At 74.6% G+C, this 19,018-nt stretch carries 9 protein-coding genes; 8 read left to right on the top strand and 1 reads right to left on the bottom strand.

Annotated features, from left to right (window positions below):
- The first annotated feature begins 34 nt into the window (after window positions 1-34).
- The 7 genes from CP973_RS32975 to CP973_RS32945 all read left to right on the top strand — a co-directional run bounded on the left by CP973_RS32975 (window position 35) and on the right by CP973_RS32945 (window position 7,402).
- Entirely contained in the window at window positions 35-898 is an 864-nt protein-coding gene (locus tag CP973_RS32975) for a 3-hydroxyacyl-CoA dehydrogenase family protein (protein ID WP_150250618.1), read from the top strand.
- Window positions 895-1,188, top strand: a complete 294-nt coding sequence (locus CP973_RS32970) for an acyl carrier protein (RefSeq protein ID WP_150247469.1) — start codon at window positions 895-897, stop codon at window positions 1,186-1,188. Before CP973_RS32975 ends, CP973_RS32970 begins: the two co-directional genes overlap by 4 nt.
- The gene (locus CP973_RS32965; protein WP_150247468.1) at window positions 1,185-2,300 is read left to right on the top strand and encodes an acyl-CoA dehydrogenase family protein; all 1,116 of its coding nucleotides are present in this window, start codon (window positions 1,185-1,187) and stop codon (window positions 2,298-2,300) included. Before CP973_RS32970 ends, CP973_RS32965 begins: the two co-directional genes overlap by 4 nt.
- Window positions 2,297-3,319 carry a 3-oxoacyl-[acyl-carrier-protein] synthase III C-terminal domain-containing protein gene (locus tag CP973_RS32960; protein WP_150247467.1) on the top strand — a complete coding sequence of 341 codons (1,023 nt, stop codon included), beginning with the start codon at window positions 2,297-2,299 and terminating at the stop codon, window positions 3,317-3,319. Before CP973_RS32965 ends, CP973_RS32960 begins: the two co-directional genes overlap by 4 nt.
- A 5-nt stretch (window positions 3,320-3,324) precedes the next feature.
- Entirely contained in the window at window positions 3,325-4,464 is a 1,140-nt protein-coding gene (locus CP973_RS32955) for an HAD-IIIC family phosphatase (protein WP_167538643.1), read from the top strand.
- Complete coding sequence (locus CP973_RS32950) at window positions 4,461-5,738, top strand: MFS transporter (RefSeq protein WP_150250616.1); 1,278 nt, start codon at window positions 4,461-4,463, stop codon at window positions 5,736-5,738. Before CP973_RS32955 ends, CP973_RS32950 begins: the two co-directional genes overlap by 4 nt.
- Window positions 5,739-5,818: 80 nt before the next feature.
- On the top strand, window positions 5,819-7,402 hold the full coding sequence (locus CP973_RS32945) for an amino acid adenylation domain-containing protein (RefSeq protein ID WP_244410165.1): 1,584 nt from the start codon (window positions 5,819-5,821) through the stop codon (window positions 7,400-7,402).
- A 10-nt stretch (window positions 7,403-7,412) separates the two neighbouring features.
- Here CP973_RS32945 and CP973_RS32940 read toward each other — a convergent pair whose 3' ends face one another.
- On the bottom strand, window positions 7,413-8,177 hold the full coding sequence (locus CP973_RS32940; protein WP_208853343.1) for a 4'-phosphopantetheinyl transferase family protein: 765 nt from the start codon (window positions 8,175-8,177) through the stop codon (window positions 7,413-7,415).
- Window positions 8,178-8,285: 108 nt separating this feature from the next.
- On the opposite strand from CP973_RS32940, the gene CP973_RS32935 reads away from it, so the two are divergent.
- The gene (locus CP973_RS32935; RefSeq protein WP_150247464.1) at window positions 8,286-18,989 is read left to right on the top strand and encodes a non-ribosomal peptide synthetase; all 10,704 of its coding nucleotides are present in this window, start codon (window positions 8,286-8,288) and stop codon (window positions 18,987-18,989) included.
- Window positions 18,990-19,018: the final 29 nt, after the last annotated feature.

The following is a 19,018-nucleotide window of genomic DNA, read 5'->3' as shown; positions in this document are numbered from 1 at the left end:
CGGAACGACCGACGAGACGAGCGGCAGGACGACGATGGACGAGGAATGGGGCGACGGTCGGCTGGCCATCGTCGGGGCCGGTGTCATGGGTACGGCGCTGGCCACGCTCGCCGTGGGCCGTGGCCTGCCGGTGCTGCTCACCGACGTGTCGAAGGAGCAGCTGGAGCGGGCCCGCGGCGCGGTGCGCCGGCAGCTGCGGCACGCGCGGCTGCTGGGCAAGCTGCCCAAGGGCCCGGACGGTGAGCTGATCACCGACACCTCCAGCGCGGGCCTGGAGTCCGCGGCGGCCGTCATCGAGGCGGTCACCGAGACCACCGAGGCCAAGGCCGAGGCGCTGGCCGCCATCTCGGCGGCGGTCCGCCCCGGCACGCTCGTCGCCTCCAACACCTCGGCCGTGCCGGTCGACGAGCTGGCCGGCCACACCCAGCGGCCCGAGGACGTCGTCGGCACCCACTTCATGAACCCGCCCTACCTGATCCGCGCGGTCGAGGTGATCCGCGGCCCGCGCACCGGCGACGCGGCGATGGCCACACTGGACCGGCTGCTGACCGCCCTGGACCGGGAGGCGATCGTGGTCGGCGACGGCCCCGGCTTCGTCTCCAACCGCATCCTGATGCGGGTGATCAACGACGCGGCCCGGCTGGTCGCCGAGGGCCGCGCCTCCGCCGAGTCCGTCGACCGCGTCTTCACCGGCTGCTTCGGGCACCGTACGGGGCCGCTGGCCACCGCGGACCTGATCGGCCTGGACAACATCGTCGACACCCTCAAGGTGCTGCACGACCGCACCGGCGACGACGGATACCGCGCCTGCGACCTGCTCCTGGAGAAGGTCCGCGACGGCGACTTCGGCCACAAGACCGGCAACGGCTTCTACTCCTACGGAGGAACGCGCGCATGACCACCGTCGACAACCAGGACGCGGCGACCGGACCCGGCGCCGCGGCGGTGCAGCAGCGCCTGGTGGCGTTCCTGGGCGAGCGCACCGGCGGCGACTGGGCCGTGGACCAGGACCTGTTCGCCTCCGGGGCGTTCTCCTCGCTGTTCTCCCTGGAACTGCTCCAGTACGTCGAGCAGGAGTTCCGGATCACCGTCGAGGGCGACGACCTGACCCTGGACAACTTCCGCACCGTGCCCGCCATCACCGCGCTGGTCCAGCGGCTGCGCGGCGAAGGAGCGGCGGGCGCGTGACGGCACAGGCGACCGCGGACGACGCCCGCGCCGCGCTCGGCGAACTCGTCGGCGACCGCGCCGGGGAATGGGACCTGGCCGGCCGCATCCCCGCGGAGACCGTACGGGAGGCGTCCCGGCGCGGACTGCTGTGCGCGCAGGTCGCCGCGGAACACGGCGGCCTGGGCCTGGACAGCCGGGCCAACGGCGAGCTGACCGCGCACGCCGGGTCGCTGTGCGGCTCGCTGCGCTCGCTGATGACCTCGCAGGGCATGGCCGCCTGGACCGTGCAGCGCTTCGGCACCGCGGCCCAGCGCGGCACGTTCCTGCCCCGGCTCACCGGCGGCGAGACGGCCGGTGTGGCGTTCTCCGAGAGCGGCGCGGGCAGCGACCTGTCGGCGATGCGCACGGAGATCCGCCGCGAGGGCGACACCGTGCACGTCACCGGCGCGAAGGTCTGGGTGACCGGCGCCGCCTACGCGAGCCTGCTCGTGGTCTTCGGGACGTACGGCTCCGGCGCGGCCGCGGTGGTCGTACCGGCCGACGCGCCGGGCGTCCGCATCGAACGGGTGCCGGACCCGATGGGCTGCCGGGCCGCGGGCCACGCCGACGTGCACCTCGACGGCGTACGGGTGCCCGCCGGCCACCTGCTCTCCGGCGCCGGCCTGCCGGTCGCCCTGCTCGCCACCGCCGCGCTGACCTACGGGCGGCTCTCCGTCGCCTGGGGCTGCGCGGGCATCCTGCGGGCCTGCCTGGACAGCGCGGCGGCACACGCGCGCACCCGCGAGCAGTTCGGCAAGCCGCTCGCCGACCACCAGCTGGTCGCCCGGCACCTGGCCGAACTGGCCGTCGCCGAGCAGGTCGCGCTGCGCTGCTGCGAGCACGCCAGCACCTGCTGGGACGAGAACCGGCCGGAGCTGGGCACCCAGGCCGTGGTCGCCAAGTACGTCGCCTCCCGGGAAGCCGTCCAGGGCGCCGCCACGGCCGTCCAGGTGCTGGCCTCGCGCGGGGCGCGCGACGGCCACCCGGTGGCGCGGGCCTACCGCGACGCCAAACTCATGGAAATCATCGAGGGCAGCACGGAGATCAGCCAGCTGCTCCTCGCGGACCACGTACGGACGGGCCGGGGATGACGACGACGGACACGGGCGGCCGCACGGACGCGGGCGGAGGGCCGGACACGACCGTCGGGGTGGGGGCCGTCCACTGCCTCCTGCCCGACGAGCTGATACCCGTCGAGAAGCTGGACGAGATCGGTCAACTGCCGCGCGACGAAGCGGACTTCGCGCTCGGCTGCGGCATCCGTACGGTCGGCCGGTTCACCGGCGAACCCGGGGCGGCGAGCCTCGCCGCCCGCGCCGTCCGCGCCCTCCGCGAGCGGGACACGGCCGCCCCCGACCCCGACGTGCTGGTGGTGGTCGGCGCCCGCGCCCCCGAGGTGCTGCTCGGCTCCGAATCCGGCCGTATCGCGTCCGAGGCCGGGCTCACCCCGGCGTTCTCCTTCGTGCTGGACGGCCTGGGCTGTACGGGCTCCAGCGCGGCCTGGTCGCTGGCCCGGGACCTCCTCGTCGCCGACCCGGCCCGGCGGTCCGTCATGATCGCGCACGCCAGCCGCCCGGTCGCGCTGGACCGGGTGCGCCACCCGGTCACCGTCGTCGGCGACGGCGCCTTCGCCATGACCCTGGTGCGCGGCGGCCGCCCCGTACTGCGCGCCCACCGCCAGCACACCGACGGCCGCTTCCACGACCTCCTCCAGGTCGACTACAAGAACGCCCCCTGGTACGAGTGGCGCGAGGAGGTCAACTCCGCCGACCGCTACCGCTTCGAACTGGCCCTGCACAGCCAGCAGCACCTCAAGCGCCTGGTCGGTCAGGTCCTCGCGGACGCGGGCGTGGAACGGGAGCGGATCGCCGCCACCCTCATGCAGAACGTCACCGCGCCGGCCTTCCAGTTCTACGAGACCCTCCTCGGCCTGCCCATCCACCCCGTGTGCACCGACCACCTCCAGGCGTACGGCCACCTCGGCGCCATGGATGTGGTCCTCAACCTGGACCGGCTGCTGGCCCGCGGCGAACTGGCACCCGGCGACCTCGTCCTCGTCCTGAACAACAGCCCGGTCGCGGCGTGGGCCGTGACCCTCTGGGAGGTATGACCGGCATGGCGGGCAGCGGCACGGCGGAGACCGGCACCACGACGGGGGCGGCGCGCCCCGCGGTGAAGTGCCTGGTCTGGGACCTGGACAACACCCTGTGGCAGGGCACCCTGCTGGAGAACGACGAGCTTCGGCTGCGCCCCGGCGTCCTGAAGACGCTGCGCGCCCTCGACGAGCGCGGCATCCTCCAGTCGGTCGCCAGCCGCAACGAGTACGACGACGCCTGGGCACGGCTGGAGGCGCTGGGCGTCGCCGAGTACTTCGTCCTGCCGCACATCGGCTGGGGCCGCAAGTCGGACGCCGTCCGCGCCGTCGCCGAACAGCTGAACTTCGCGCAGCACACCATCGCGTTCATCGACGACCAGCACACCGAGCGCGCCGAGGTCGCCTACCACTTGCCGGACGTGCGCTGCTACGACGCGGCGGAGGCGGCCGGCCTGCCGGACCTCGCCGACTTCACGCCCACCGTCACCGGCGACGCGCGCCGCCGCCGGGCCATGTACCAGGAGAAGTTCCGGCGCGAGGCGGCCCAGAGCGAGTTCAACGGGCCGGACGAGGACTTCCTGCGCTCCCTGGACATGCGGATGCGCATCGCCCGCGCCGACGCGGACGACCTCGCGCGCGTCGAGGAACTGACCCTGCGCACCAGCCAGATGAACGCCACCGGCGTGCACTACTCCGACGCCGACCTGCGCGCCCTGCTGACCGACCCGGACCACGAGGTGCTGGTCACCACCGTCGAGGACCGCTTCGGCTCGCACGGCGCGGTCGGCGTGGCGCTGCTGGAGCGGCAGCCGGCCAGCTGGCGCCTGAAGCTGCTCGCCACCTCCTGCCGCGTGGTCAACTTCGGCATCGGTACGCACGTCCTGCGCTGGATCGCCGACCAGGCCACCCGGGCCGGTGTGCACCTGGAGGCCGACTTCCGGCGCACCGAGCGCAACCGGATCATGGAGGTCGCCTACCGCTTCGCGGGCTTCGACTCCAAGCCCTGCGCCTGCCAGGACGGCCGCGAGCCGGCCGCGGACGCCCCGGCGGACCTCCAGCGCCTGCACCTGGTGCCGCAGCGCCAGGCCGCGCCCACCACCCTCACCGCGACGGGCCCGGACCTGTGGTCCGGCGACGGCACGGAAAAACCGTGGGAATGACGGAGGGGCCGGGCGCGCACGTCCCCCGCGGCCGCTTCACGCCCTTCGGGCGGCTGTGGGCGTCCACCGCGGTCTCCGCGCTCGGCGACGGCGTACGGCTCACCGCCCTGCCGCTGCTCGCCCTCTCCCTGACCACCGACCCGCTGCTGATCTCCCTGGTCACGGTCGCCAACTGGCTGCCGCTGCTGCTGTCGCCGCTGGCCGGGGTCTGGGCGGACCTGGCCGACCGGCGTTCCCTGCTGATCGGCATCGACCTGCTGCGGGCCGCCGCCGTCCTGGTCCTCACGCTGACCGTGGTCACGGGCGTGGTGAGCCTGCCGGTGGTCTGCGCGGTGGCGGCGGTGCTCGGGCTGGGCGAGACGGTGCACGTCGTCGCGTCCCAGTCGTACCTGCCGATGGTGGTGACCACGGACCGGCTCGCCGCCGCCAACGGGCGCCTCCACGTGGCGCAGCTGATCTTCCGCGACTCGGCCGGGCAGCCGCTCGGCAGCCTCGCCTTCGTCGCCGGCGCGGGCCTGCCGTTCCTGATCGACGGGGTGTCGTTCCTGCTCGGGGTGGTCCTGCTGGTCACCCTGCCGCGCTTTCCCGCGCCCGTCGGCCGGACCACGGGGCCGGGCGACGCGCCGCGCTGGCGCACCATGATCCTGGACGGTGTACGCCTGCTCCGCACCGACCGGCTGCTGGCCACCCTCGCGGGCATGCTCGGCGCGCTGAACTTCTTCATGGGTGTCACCGGCACCCTCGAAGTCCTCTACGTGGTGCGTTGGCTCGGCCTCCCGGAAGCGGCGTTCGGCGTGTTCCTGGCGGTCGGCGCGCTCGGCGGCATCGTGGGCGGACTGCTCAACTCGCGGCTGGCCGGCCGCTTCGGGCTCTTCCCGGCCGCGCTCGGCGGCATGGTCCTGATGGGCGTCGCCATGCTGCTCACCGGCCTGGTGCGGCACGCGCTCGTCGCGGCCGCCGGCTTCGCCCTCATGACGCTCGGCGCCGCCGTCTACCAGGCGCTGACCGTCTCCTTCCGCCAGGCCACCACCCCGCCCGACCAGCTGGGCCGCCTCAACGGCGTCTACCGCCTGGTGGGCACCGGCACCATCCCGCTGGGCGCGCTGGCCGGCGGCGCGGTCGCCAAGCTGGTCGAGGTCAACATCCCGTACGTGGCCGCCGGAGCCGGTGTACTGCTGCTGTTCGTGCTGGTCGCGCGGCCGGTCGTACGGATGGGGGCGGCGCAGGAACAGCGTGCCGGGGCCCCGGAGGCACCGGCGGAGGCCGCTCCGTGAACCGCCCGCCCACCGCAGTCAGCGCCCCCGCCCCGACTCCCGCCCCGTTCCCCGTGGACCCCGTACGCCAGGAGCCCGCCTTGGAAGACCGCACCCTCCACCAGTGGTTCGCCGACTCCGCCCGCCGGTGGCCCGGCGCCCCGGCCCTCGAACTGGGCGACCGGGTCCTGAGCTACGGCGAACTGCACCGCAGGGCGGAGGCCCTGGCGGCCCGCATCCTCGACGAGCTGCCCGCCGAGGGCGCCATGGGCCCCGCGCGCCCGCCCGCCAGAATCGCGCTGGTCGCCTCCCGCACGGTGGCCGCCTACGTGGCGTACCTGGCCGTCCAGCGCCTCGGCGCCTCCGCCGTCCCCCTCCACGCCGACCACCCGCTGCCCCGCAACCTCGACATCGCCCGCCGCGCCGGGGTCGGCGCGATCCTCGTCGGCGAGGAGCACCGCGCCACGTTCGCCGGCCTGCCCGACGGCTTCCGGCCCGCGGTGACCGTCGTACCGGCGGACGGCGACGGCCTCCCGCAGCCGCCGGAGGGCGCCCTGCCCGCGGCCCCGGCCGACCCGGAGGCGGAGGCGTACCTGCTGTTCACCTCCGGCTCGACGGGCCGCCCGAAGGGCGTGCCGATCCGCCACCGCAACGTCTCCCCGTACATCGCGTACAACATCGCCCGCCACGAGGCGGGCCCCGGCTGCCGGATGTCCCAGACCTTCGGCCTGACCTTCGACCCGTCCGTCTACGACCTGTTCGTGGCCTGGGGCTCCGGCGCCACCGTCGTCGTGCCGGACCAGGACGAGCTGTACCGGCCCGTGGACTACGTGGTACGCCGCCGGCTCACCCACTGGTTCTCCGTACCGTCCCTGGTCACCACCGCCCAGCGCTACGGAAACCTGCCGCTGGGGCAGGTCACCACGCTCCGCCACAGCTGCTTCAGCGCCGAGCCGGTCACCGCGCAGCTGACCGCGCTGTGGCAGCAGGTCGCGCCCGGCACCCGTATCCACAACCTGTACGGCCCGACCGAGCTGACCATCACCTGCACCGACCACGACCTCACCGACCACGACCTCACCGACGCCGCCGGCACGGCGGGCAGCTCCAACGGCACGGTCCCCATCGGGCAGCCGTACCCGCACATGGAAGCGGTCCTCCTGGACGAGGAGGGGCGCCCGTGCGACGACGGGGAACTGTGCGTGCGCGGCGCCCAGCGCTTCGACGGCTACCTGGACCCGGCCGACAACGCCGGACGCTTCGTGCGCCACGAACCGGGCGCGCCCGCCGTCCCGTACGACGGCACCGGCCCGCTCACCCGCGCCCACTGGTACCGCACCGGCGACCGGGTCCGCCGGGAGGACGGCCGGCTGGTGCACCGCGGGCGGCTGGACAGCCAGGTCAAGATCATGGGGCACCGGGTGGAGCTGGGCGAGGTCGAGGCCGCGATGCGGCGCCACCCGGAGGTGACCGAGGCCGCCGTGGTGGCCGTCACCGTCAAGGACGAGGTACGGCTGCTCGCCGCCTACCTGGGCAAGGAGATGCGCGCGCACGAGTTCGGCCACTGGCTGCGGCAGCACATCCCGCTGCACATGGTGCCGCGCCGCATCCGGCGCCTGGACGAACTGCCGCACAACGACAACGGCAAGCTCAACCGCGCGCGGCTCGCCGAGCTGCTGGCGTGAGGGGCGGCGGTCAGGTGGCCGGGCCCTGGGGGACTGCGGGTGGCTCCGGAGCGGCGAGCGGGCGTGGCGCGCCGATGCGCGGACGGCCCGTGCTCACCACGGCGGCGACCGCGTCCCGGCGCGTGTCCGTGTGGTCGAGCACGTACAGGTCGCCGTGGCGGGACAGGCCGTTCGAGACGTCGTCCGCACCGGCGCCGTCCGGCCCGACCGGCAGGCCCGAGAGGTCGACGGCGGCCAGCCCGCCGAGCGTCGCCCTGCCGAGCTTGATGAAGCATTCCTTGCGCACCCACTGGCGCAGGAAGTACGCGTCCGGGTCGGCGTGTTCACGCATCGCCGTCCGCTCGGCCGTGCTCAGCACCCGGCCCGCGGCACCCCGTATGCCGTCCGGCAGCCCGCGCCGCTCCACGTCGACACCGACCGGTTCGTGGCCCGCCGCCGCGGCCACCACGCCCGTGGTGTGCGACAGGCTCACGGAAACCTGCGGCAGCCCGGCCAGCGCCGGACGGCCGTGCTCGGCGGAGCCGCAGCCGGGGCAGCGCTGTTCCAGTACGAGCTGCTTCAGTGCCCGGACGTCGGCGGGCCGGTCCAGCAGCCGGGCCGCGCACAGCCGCACCAGCACGTGGGCGGCGACGAAGTCGGCCCGGGCGCGTGCTTTCAGCATCGCGTCGGCACGCCGCCGCTCGACTTCGGTGAGCAGCCGGTCGTACGCCGGAACCAGCTCCAGCACCTCGTCCGTGCCCGCCACCATCGCCCACGGCTGTCCGCTCGCCCCCATGGCGATCACCTTCGCAGAGCGCCCGCCGGCCGGGCAAGGCAGCCCCATTCCCGCTTTCGACCCTTTTGAACGGCCCGCTCCAGGCGCCGGCCGACGAGTGGAGGACCAGTGAACGACAGGACGCACGCGGGGGTTTCCGCCATGCCCTTCCCGGAACTCTTCGCCCGGCAGGTGGCGCGTACGCCGGAGGCGACGGCGCTGGTCTTCGAGGACGTGGCGCTGTCGTACGGGGAGTTGGACGCGCGGGCGAACCGGCTGGCGCACTGGCTGGTGGGGGAGGGGGTGGGGCCGGAGGCGCGGGTGGCCGTGGTGCTGCCCCGGTCGGCCGACTTGGCGGTGGCGCTGCTGGCCGTGCTCAAGGCGGGCGGCGCGTACGTACCGGTGGACCCGGAGTACCCGGAAGCGCGCCGCGCGTTCGTCCTCGCCGACGCGGCCCCCGCGCTGGTCCTCGACGAGGCGGCCCTGCGCCGCGACTTCTCCGCGTACCCCGCGACCGGTCCCGGGGTGCGCCTCACCCCGGCCCACGCCGCCTACGTCATCTACACGTCCGGCTCGACGGGCGTACCGAAGGGCGTCGTCGTCCCGCACGCGGGCCTCGGCGGACTGGCGGCCTCGCAGGCGGAGCGGTTCGCGGTGACGGGGCAGAGCCGCGTCCTGCAGTTCGCCTCGCCGAGCTTCGACGCGTCGGTCGCGGAGTTCTGCGTCGCCTGGCTGTCGGGCGCCGCCCTGGTCATGGCGCCCGCCGCGCGCCTGCTGCCCGGCGCGGGCCTGGCGGAACTGGTCGCCGAGCAGCGCGTGACCCACGCCACCCTGCCGCCGTCCGTCCTCGCGGCCCTGCCCGCGGAGACCGCCCTGCCGGAGATCACCTCGCTGGTGGTGGCGGGCGAGGCCTGTCCGCCGGACGTGGCCGGGCGCTGGTCGGCCGGGCGGCGCATGGTCAACGCGTACGGGCCGACGGAGACCACGGTGTGCGCGTCGGTGAGCGAGCCGCTGTCCGGCCGGGTGGTGCCCGCGCTCGGCACGCCCATCGCCGGCGTGCGCCTGCATGTGCTCGACGCGGCACTGCGCCCGGTCCCGGCGGGCGGCACCGGTGAGCTGTACGTCACCGGCTCCGGTCTGGCCCGCGGCTACCTGGGGCGGTCCGGGCTGACCGCGGAACGCTTCGTGGCCTGCCCGTTCGGGCCGGCGGGCGCGCGCATGTACCGTACGGGCGACCTCGTACGCCACCGCGCCGACGGCGAACCGGAGTTCGTCGGCCGGGCCGACGACCAGGTCAAGGTACGCGGCCACCGCGTCGAGCCGGGCGAGGTCGAGCAGGCGCTCGCCGCCCATCCCGGGGTCGGGCAGGCCGTGGTCGCCGCCCACGAGGACCGGCCCGGCGACGTACGCCTGATCGGCTACGTCGTACCGGCCGACGGCCCCGCACCGGACGTCACCGGGGCCGACGCGCACCAGGTCGGCGAATGGCAGCGGATGCACGACCTCGTGTACGCCGACGAGGCCAAGCCGCAGGACGACGAGCCGCCGTTCGGCGAGGACTTCAGCGGCTGGAACAGCAGCTACGACGGCACCCCGATCCCCGTCGACGAGATGCGCGACTGGCGCGACGAGACCGTCCGGCGCATCCTCGCGCTCAAGCCGCGCCGCGTCCTGGAGATGGGCGTCGGCAGCGGCCTGCTGCTCTCCAAGGTGGCGCCCGCCTGCGAGGCGTACTGGGGCGCGGACTTTTCCGCGCCCGCCGTCGAGCGGCTGCGCCGCCAGGTCGCCGCCGTACCGGACCTGGCCGGCAAGGTCGAGCTGAGCTGCCGCCCCGCCGACGACACGACGGGCCTGCCCGCCGGCCACTTCGACACCATCGTGATCAACTCGGTCACCCAGTACTTCCCCAACGCCGCCTACTTCCTGCGCGTCCTGCGCCGCGCCGCGGACCTGCTCGCCCCCGGCGGCCGGATCTTCGTCGGCGACCTCCGCAACCGGCGCCTGCTGCGCCTCTTCCGTACGGCCGTCGAGCTGACCCGCGCCGGGGCCGGCACCGATGCGGGCGCGCTCGCCGCGGTGATCGACCAGGGCGTCCGGCTGGAGAAGGAACTCCTCGTCGACCCGGACTTCTTCGCGGCCCTGCCCGCCGAGCTGCCGGACCTCACGGGCGCCGACCTCCGGCTCAAGGGCACCCGCCACCACAACGAGCTGACCCGCCACCGCTACGACGCCGTCCTGCACAAGCGGCCCGCCCGTACGGTCTCGTTCGCCGATGTGCCGTGCCTGGCCTGGGGCAAGGACGTACGCGACACGGTTGGTCTGGAGGCTACCCTGCGGGAGAGGGCCGGGCAGCGGCTGCGGCTGACCGGCGTGCCCAACCCGCGGCTGGCGGGCGAGGCGGCGGCCTCGGCCGCCGTCACGGCGGGCCTGCCGGTGGACGAGGCGCGGGCCCGGCTCGGCGCGGCCGGCGCCACCTCGGGGGCCGAACCCGAGCTGATCACCGAACTGGGCGCCCGCCTCGGCCTGTGGACGGCCGTCACCTGGTCGCCCGACGGCACGGAAGGACAGTACGACGTCCTCTTCGCGCCGGAGGCGGACCTGGCCTCGGCGGCCCCCGTCGGCCTCTGCCGCCCGTCCGGCGACCTCACCGGCCCCCTCGCGGACCACACCACCGACCCCGGCGCCGCCCTGACCACCGCGGCCCTGGTCACCGACCTCCAACGCCACCTGCGGGACCGGCTGCCCGCCTACCTCGTACCCTCCGCGATCGTCGCGCTCGACGCCCTCCCCCTGACGCCGAACGGCAAGGTGGACCGCGCCGCGCTGCCCGCGCCCGAGCCGTCCCGCACGGACGGCGGGACCGGCGGCCGGGCGCCGCGCACCCCGCGCGAGGGCGTGCTGTGCGAGCTGTACGCCGACGTCCTCGGCCTGCCCCAGGTCGGCATCGACGACAGCTTCTTCGCCCTGGGCGGCCACTCCCTGCTCGCCACCCGCCTGATCGGCCGCATCCGCACCGCCCTGGGCGTGGATCTGCCGATCACCGCCGTGTTCGAGGCCCCCACGGTCGCCCGGCTCGCCGAGCACATCGACGCCGCGGCCGCCGGGGACCGCCCGGCGCTGCGCCCGGTCCCGCGCCCGGACCCGCTCCCCCTCTCGTACGCCCAGCGCCGCCTGTGGTTCCTGCACCGGCTGGAGGGTCCGAGCGCCACGTACAACGTCCCGCTCGCACTGCACCTGTCCGGCGAGCTGGACCACGACGCGCTGCGGGCGGCCGTCGGCGACCTGCTCGCCCGGCACGAGAGCCTGCGCACGGTCTTCCGCGAGACGGCGGGCGGCACTCCGCACCAGGTCGTCCGCGAACCCGGCGATCTGCCGCCTGTGTTCTCCGTCGTACGGACCGGCCCCGACGACGTACGGCGGCTGCTCCACGAAGCCACCCGCCACGCCTTCGACATCGCCACCGAACTTCCGCTGCGCGCAACGCTGTTCCACGTGAAACCAAGCGAGCACATCCTGCTGCTCCTGCTCCACCACATCGCGGGGGACGGCTGGTCGGCGGCCCCGCTCTCGCGCGATCTGGCCGAGGCGTACGACGCGCGGCGCAAGGGCGCGGCACCTCGGTGGTCGCCGCTGCCGGTGCAGTACGCCGACTACACCCTCTGGCAGCGCGATGTCCTCGGCGACCCGCAGGACCCGGACAGTGTGCAGAGCCGGCAACTGGCCTACTGGACCGAGCAGCTGAAGGCTCTGCCCGAGGAGATCGCCCTCCCGTACGACCGCCCGCGCCCGCGGCGCGCGACGTACCGGGGCGACGCCCTCGCCCTGGAACTGCCCGCCGCCCTGCACGCGGACCTGCACGCACTGGCACGCGACACCGGCACCAGCCTGTTCATGATCGTCCAGGCCGGGCTGGCGGCCCTGCTGACCCGCCTCGGCGCCGGTACGGACATCCCGCTCGGCAGCCCCGTCGCGGGCCGCACCGACCCAGCCCTCGACGACCTCGTCGGCTTCTTCGTCAACACCCTCGTGCTGCGTACCGACACCTCCGGCGACCCCACCTTCCGTGAGCTGCTGCGCCGCGTCCGCGACACCGACCTGGCCGCCTGGTCCCACCAGGACCTGCCCTTCGAGCAACTGGTCGAGGCCCTGAACCCGGTGCGCTCCGCGGGCCGGCAGCCCCTGTTCCAGGTGGTCGCCGCGGTGCAGAACGCCCCGGAGGGCGGCTTCGGCCGGCTCGGCGTGCGCACCCGCTCCGAGCTGATCAGCACCGGCACCGCCAAGTACGACCTCTTCTTCAGCCTCTGGGAGCGCCAGGGCCCGCAGGGCGAGCCCCGCGGCCTGGACGGCTTCGTGGAGTACAGCACCGACCTCTTCGACCGCGGCACGGCCGAGACGCTCGCCGCCCAGCTGGTCCGCGTCCTGGAAACGGCGGCCGCCACCCCGGACGTGCCCCTCGCCCACCTCGACATCCTGACGGCCGGGGAGCGCGAGCGGCTGCGCCGGGACGCGTCGGCCGCCGCGCCCGCCGTACGGCACGGCACGCTGCCCGAACTGTTTGCGGAGCAGGTGGCGCGTACGCCGGAGGCGACGGCGCTGGTCTTCGAGGACGTGGCGCTGTCGTACGGGGAGTTGGACGCGCGGGCGAACCGGCTGGCGCACTGGCTGATCGGGGAGGGGGTGGGGCCGGAGGCGCGGGTGGCCGTGGTGCTGCCCCGGTCGGCCGACTTGGCGGTGGCGCTGCTGGCCGTGCTCAAGGCGGGCGGCGCGTACGTGCCGGTGGACCCGGAGTACCCGGAAGCGCGCCGCGCCTTCGTCCTCGCCGACGCCGCGCCCGTCCTCGTCCTGGACGAGGAAGCCGTACGCCAGGACCTGTCCGCGCACCCGGACACCGCACCGGAAACCGGTCTGTGCCCGGCGCACCCGGCGTACGTGATCCACACGTCCGGCTCGACCGGCACGCCCAAGGGCGTCGTCGTGACGCACACGGGCCTCGCCGCGCTGGCGGCCTCGCAGGCGGAGCGGTTCGCGGTGACGGGGCGGAGCCGCGTCCTGCAATTCGCCTCGCCGAGCTTCGACGCGTCGGTCTCCGAGATGTGCGTGACATGGCTGTCCGGCGCCGCCCTGGTCATGGCGCCGGGGGAGCGGCTGCTGCCCGGCGCGGGACTGGAGGAACTGCTCGCCGAGCAGCGGGTCACCCACGCCACCCTGCCGCCGTCGGTCCTCGCCGCGCTGCCGCCGCAGGCGACGCTGCCCGGCCTGGCGTCGCTGGTCGTGGCGGGCGAGGCCTGCCCGGCCGACCTGGTGGAACGGTGGTCGGCGGGGCGGCGCATGGTCAACGCGTACGGGCCGACCGAGGCCACCGTGTGCGCCACCGTCGGCGAGCCGCTGAGCGGACGCGTGGTGCCCGCGCTCGGCGCGCCGGTCGGCGACGTCCGGCTGTTCGTGCTCGACGCGCTGCTGCGCCCGGTGCCGGACGGCGCCGTGGGCGAGCTGTACCTCGCGGGCTCCGGTCTGGCCCGCGGCTACCTGGGGCGGTCCGGGCTGACCGCGGAACGCTTCGTGGCCTGCCCGTTCGGCCCGGCGGGCGCGCGCATGTACCGTACGGGCGACCTCGTACGCCACCGCGCCGACGGCGAACCGGAGTTCGTCGGCCGGGCCGACGACCAGGTCAAGGTACGCGGCCACCGCATCGAGCCGGGCGAGGTCGAGCAGGCGCTCGCCGAGCACCCGGCGGTGCGCCGGGCCGCCGTGGCGGCGCGCGCCGACCGCACCGGCGACCTGCGCCTGACCGGCTACGTCGTGCCCACGGCCGACGCCGCCCGGCAGACCCTCGCCGCCGACCTGCGCCGCGACCTCCTCGGCCGGCTGCCGGAACACCTGGTGCCGTCCGTGATCACGGTGCTCGACGCGCTGCCGCTGACCCCGAACGGCAAGGTGGACCGCAAGGCCCTGCCCGCCCCCGACCCGTCCCGTACCGCCGGGGAAGCGGGCGGCCGGGCCCCGCGCTCGCCGCAGGAGGAGATCCTGTGCGAGCTGTACGCCGACCTCCTGGGCGTCACGCGCGTCGGCATCGACGACAGCTTCTTCGCCCTCGGCGGCCACTCCCTGCTCGCCACCCGCCTGGTCAGCCGCATCCGCGCCGTACTGGGCGTGGAACTGCCCATCGCCGCCCTCTTCGAGGCGCCCACCGTGGAAGCCCTGGTGGAACGCCTCGGCCTGTCCACCGCCCGGACCCGCAGCGCCCTGCGGCCCATGCCGCGCCCCGAGGTCCTGCCGCTCTCGTACGCCCAGCGCCGCCTGTGGTTCCAGTACCGCCTGGAAGGCCCCAGCCCCACGTACAACATCCCGCTCATGCTGCGCATCGCGGGCCCGGTCGACGCGCAGGCGCTGCGCGCGGCCCTCGGCGACCTGCTCGCCCGCCACGAGAGCCTGCGCACGGTCTTCCGCGAGACCGGCGGCACCCCGCAGCAGGTCGTCCTCGACCCCGCCACGGACCCGGACGCCTTCGACATCCTCGACGTCACCGACGATGTGCCCGACGACCCCGCGGCCTTCCGCGACCTCCTGAAGCAGGCCGCGCGGCACCGCTTCGACCTGACCACCGACCTGCCGCTGTACGTGAAGCTGTTCCGCGTCGGCCCGGGGAACCAGCGGGAGCAGGGCCGGGAGGAGACCGTCCTGCTCCTCCTCCTGCACCACATCGCCGGTGACGGCTGGTCGATGGCCCCGCTGTCGCGCGACGTCGCGACGGCCTACGACGCGCGCCGCGCGGGCCGGGCACCGCGGTGGACGCCGCTGCCCGTCCAGTACGCCGACTACACCCTCTGGCAGCGGCAGTTCCTCGGCGACCCCGACGACCCGGACAGCGTCTACGGCCGCCAGATCGCGTACTGGCGCGAGCAGCTGCGCGACCTCCCCGAGGAGATCGCCCTGCCCTTCGACCGCCCGCGCCCGCAGCGCGCCTCCTTCCGCGGCGACTCCATCACCTGGGAGATCCCCGCGGACCTGCACCAACGCCTGCACGCCCTCGCGGGCGAGACCGGCACCAGCCTCTACATGGTCCTCCAGGCAGGCCTGGCCACCCTGTTCACCCGGCTCGGCGCCGGTACGGACATCCCGCTCGGCAGCCCCGTCGCGGGCCGTACCGACCAGGCGCTGGACGACCACATCGGCTTCTTCGTCAACACCCTGGTGCTGCGCACCGACACCTCCGGCGACCCCACCTTCCGCGAACTCCTCCAGCGCGTACGGGACACCGCCCTCACCGGCTGGGCCCACCAGGACCTCCCCTTCGAGCAGCTCGTCGAGGCCCTGAACCCGGTCCGCTCCGCGGCCCGCAACTCCCTCTTCCAGACCATGCTCACGCTCGACAACGCGCCGGAGGGCGAGTTCACCCTCGGCGGCCACACCGCCCGCACCGAACCCGTGCACGTCGACGCGTCCCGCTTCGACCTGTCGGTCTTCCTGACCGAACGGCGCGGCGCGCACGGCGAACGGCCCGGCATGGACGGCGCGATCGAATACAGCACCGACCTCTTCGACCGCGGCACGGTCCAGGCGCTGGCCGCCCGGCTGGTCGCGCTGCTCGACGCGGTGACCGCCGACCCCGACCAGCCGCTCGCCCACCTCGACGTGCTGACCGCCGACGAGCGCGCCCTGCTGCTCGGCGAGGTCAACGCCACCGACCGGCCCGTCCCGCGCACCTCCCTCGCCGAGGCGTTCGAGGACACCGCGGCCGCCCGCCCCGACGCCCCCGCCGTGACCTTCGACGGCACCACCCTCACCTACGCCGAGCTGAACGCCCGCGCCAACCGCCTGGCCAGGCACCTGACCAGCGCGTACGGAGTCGGTGGCGAGAGCCGCGTCGCCGTCCTCCTGGACCGTTCCGCCGACCTGGTCGTGGCGATCCTCGCCGTCCTCAAGGCGGGCGGCGTGTACGTACCGCTCGACCGGCGCTACCCGGCCGCGCGCATGCGGCTGATCGCGGCCGAGACCGAGGCCGTCCTCGTCCTCACCCAGCGCGACCTGCCGACCGCCGCCTACCTCCCCGGTGTACCGGCCCTGAACGTGGACGCCTGCGCCGGGACGGTGGCGGACCTCCCCGCCACGGACCTCCCCGCGCCCACCGCCCACGCCGACACCGTCGCGTACGTCATGTACACCTCCGGATCGACCGGCGCGCCCAAGGGCATCGCCGTCACCCAGGGCGACGTGGTGGGCCTGGCCGCCGACCACTGCTGGGGCGAGGGCGCGCCGGACGGCGCCCGGCACGCCGTGCTCGGCCACGCCTCCACCGCGTTCGACGCCTCCACCTTCGACCTGTGGGTCCCCCTGCTCAACGGCGGCCACCTGGTCATGGCCCCGCCCGGCGACCTCACCCCCGACGACTACCGCCGCCTCCTCACCGACCACGCCATCACCGCGGTCCTGCTGACCACGGCCCTGTTCAACCTGATCGCCGAGGAGTGCCCGGACGCCCTCTCCGGCGTCCGCCAGGTCTGGACGGGCGGCGAAGCGGCCTCCCCGTCCGCCGTACAGAAGATCCTCAACGCCTGCCCGGACACCCGCGTCTTCAATGTGTACGGGCCCACCGAGGTCACCATGGCGGCGACGTACCACGCCCTCCAGGCACCGCGGCGCCTCACCGGCACGGTCCCCATCGGCCGCCCCATGGACAACACGCGCGCCTACGTCCTCGACAGCGCCCTGCGCCCCGTCGCCCCGTCGGTGACCGGCGAACTGTACGTGGGCGGCGCGGGCCTCGCCCGCGGCTACCTGAACCGCCCGGCGCTGACCGCGGAACGCTTCGTCCCCGACCCCTTCGGCGCACCCGGCGCCCGCATGTACCGCACCGGCGACCTGGTCCGCTGGACCGCCGACGGACAGCTCGACTACATCGGCCGCGCCGACTCCCAGGTCAAGATGCGCGGCTTCCGCATCGAACTCGGCGAGATCGAGACCGCCCTGGACGCCCACCCCGCGGTCGCCCAGGCCACCGTCAACCTGCGCGAGATCGCCCCCGGCGACACCCGCCTGGTCGCCCACCTCGTCCCCGTGGCCAAGGAAGCCTTCGACTCCACGGCCCTGCGCCGCCACCTGCGCGACCGGCTGCCCGCCTACATGGTCCCGTCCGCCCTGGTGGCGCTCGACGCCCTGCCGCTCACCCCGAACGGCAAGGTGGACCGCGCCGCGCTGCCCGCCCCCGACCCGCGCTCCGAACTCGGCGGACGCGGCCCCCGCTCACCGAAGGAAGAGATTCTCTGCGCGCTGTACGCCGACGTGCTGCGCGTGCCCCGCGTCGGCATCGACGACAGCTTCTTCGTCCTCGGCGGCCACTCCCTGATGGCGACCCGCCTGATCAGCCGCATCCGTACGGCCCTGAACGTGGAACTCCCCATCGGCGCCCTCTTCGAGGCCCCCACCGTCGCGGCCCTGGCCCGGCGCATCGACAGCGCCACGGCCGAGGCCCGCCCCCCGGTGAAACCCGCCGCACGCCCCGAGACCGGCATCCCCCTCTCCTACGCCCAACGCCGCCTCTGGTTCCTGCACCGCCTGGAAGGCCCCAGCCCCACCTACAACATCCCCCTGGCCCTGCGCTTCTCCGGCGCACTCGACCCCGAGGCCCTACGGTCGGCCATCGGTGACCTCGTGGCCCGCCACGAGAGCCTGCGCACCGTCTTCCCGCGCCGGGCCCGCGCCGCGCAGCAGATCATCCTCCCGCCCGACTCCGGCCGCGACCTCCTCACCGTGGTGGAGGTGACCCCCGGCGATCTCGCCCCGGCCCTGCAGAAGGCCGCTCGCCACCCCTTCGACATCACCGCCGAACACCCGCTCCGCGCGACCCTGTTCACCACCGGCCCGACCGACCACGTCCTGCTCCTCCTCCTGCACCACATCGCAGGCGACGGCTGGTCCATGGCGCCCTTGTCCCGCGACCTCGCCGCGGCCTACGACGCCCGCAGCGCGGGCGAGGAACCCCAGTGGACGCCGCTCCCCGTCCAGTACGCCGACTACACCCTCTGGCAACAGCGATTCCTCGGCGACCCGGCCGACCCGGACAGCACGTACAGCCGCCAGCTGGTGTTCTGGCGGCGGGAGTTGGCAGACCTTCCCGCCGAGATCCGGTTGCCTCTCGACCATCCCCGCCCGGAGGTCACCACCTACCGCGGCGACATGTTCCCCCTCCACCTCCCCGCCGACCTCCACCAGGGCCTCCAAGCCCTGGCCGGCGACACCGGCACCAGCCTCTACATGGTCGTCCAAGCGGGCCTGGCGGCCCTCCTGACCCACCTGGGCGCCGGCACGGACATCCCCCTCGGCAGCCCCATCGCCGGCCGCACCGACCAGGCCCTCGACGACCTCGTCGGCTTCTTCGTCAACACCCTCGTGCTCCGCACGGACACCTCCGGCGACCCCACCTTCCGCGAACTGCTGTGCCGCGTCCGCGACACCGACCTCGCCGCCTGGTCCCACCAGGACCTCCCCTTCGAACAACTCGTGGAGGCCCTCAACCCCGTCCGCTCCACCGCCCGCCACCCCCTCTTCCAAACCCTCCTCACCCTCGACAACGCCCCCGAACGCCACTTCACCCTGGGCGGCCACGCGGCCCGGACCGAGCCGGTGGACCTCGGCGTCTCCCATTTCGACCTGTCGTTCGGGCTCACGGAGCGGCGGTCGGGGCAAGGGGCGCCGGAGGGAATGGAAGGGTTTGTGGAATTCAATACGGACGTATTCGAGAAGGAGACCGTGGTGCGTATCGCGGAGGAATTGGTGGGGGTGCTGGGGGCGGCGGTGGCGGGGCCGGACACGCCGATCTCCGAGCTGCTCCCGTAGGCGTTGGGAAGAACGGGGCCCGCTACGCC

Origin of the sequence: Streptomyces albofaciens JCM 4342, from assembly GCF_008634025.1 — a bacterium.
Lineage (GTDB): Bacteria > Actinomycetota > Actinomycetes > Streptomycetales > Streptomycetaceae > Streptomyces > Streptomyces albofaciens.
Note: the sequence above shows the minus strand (reverse complement) of the source record. Positions and strands in the feature narration are given on the sequence as shown.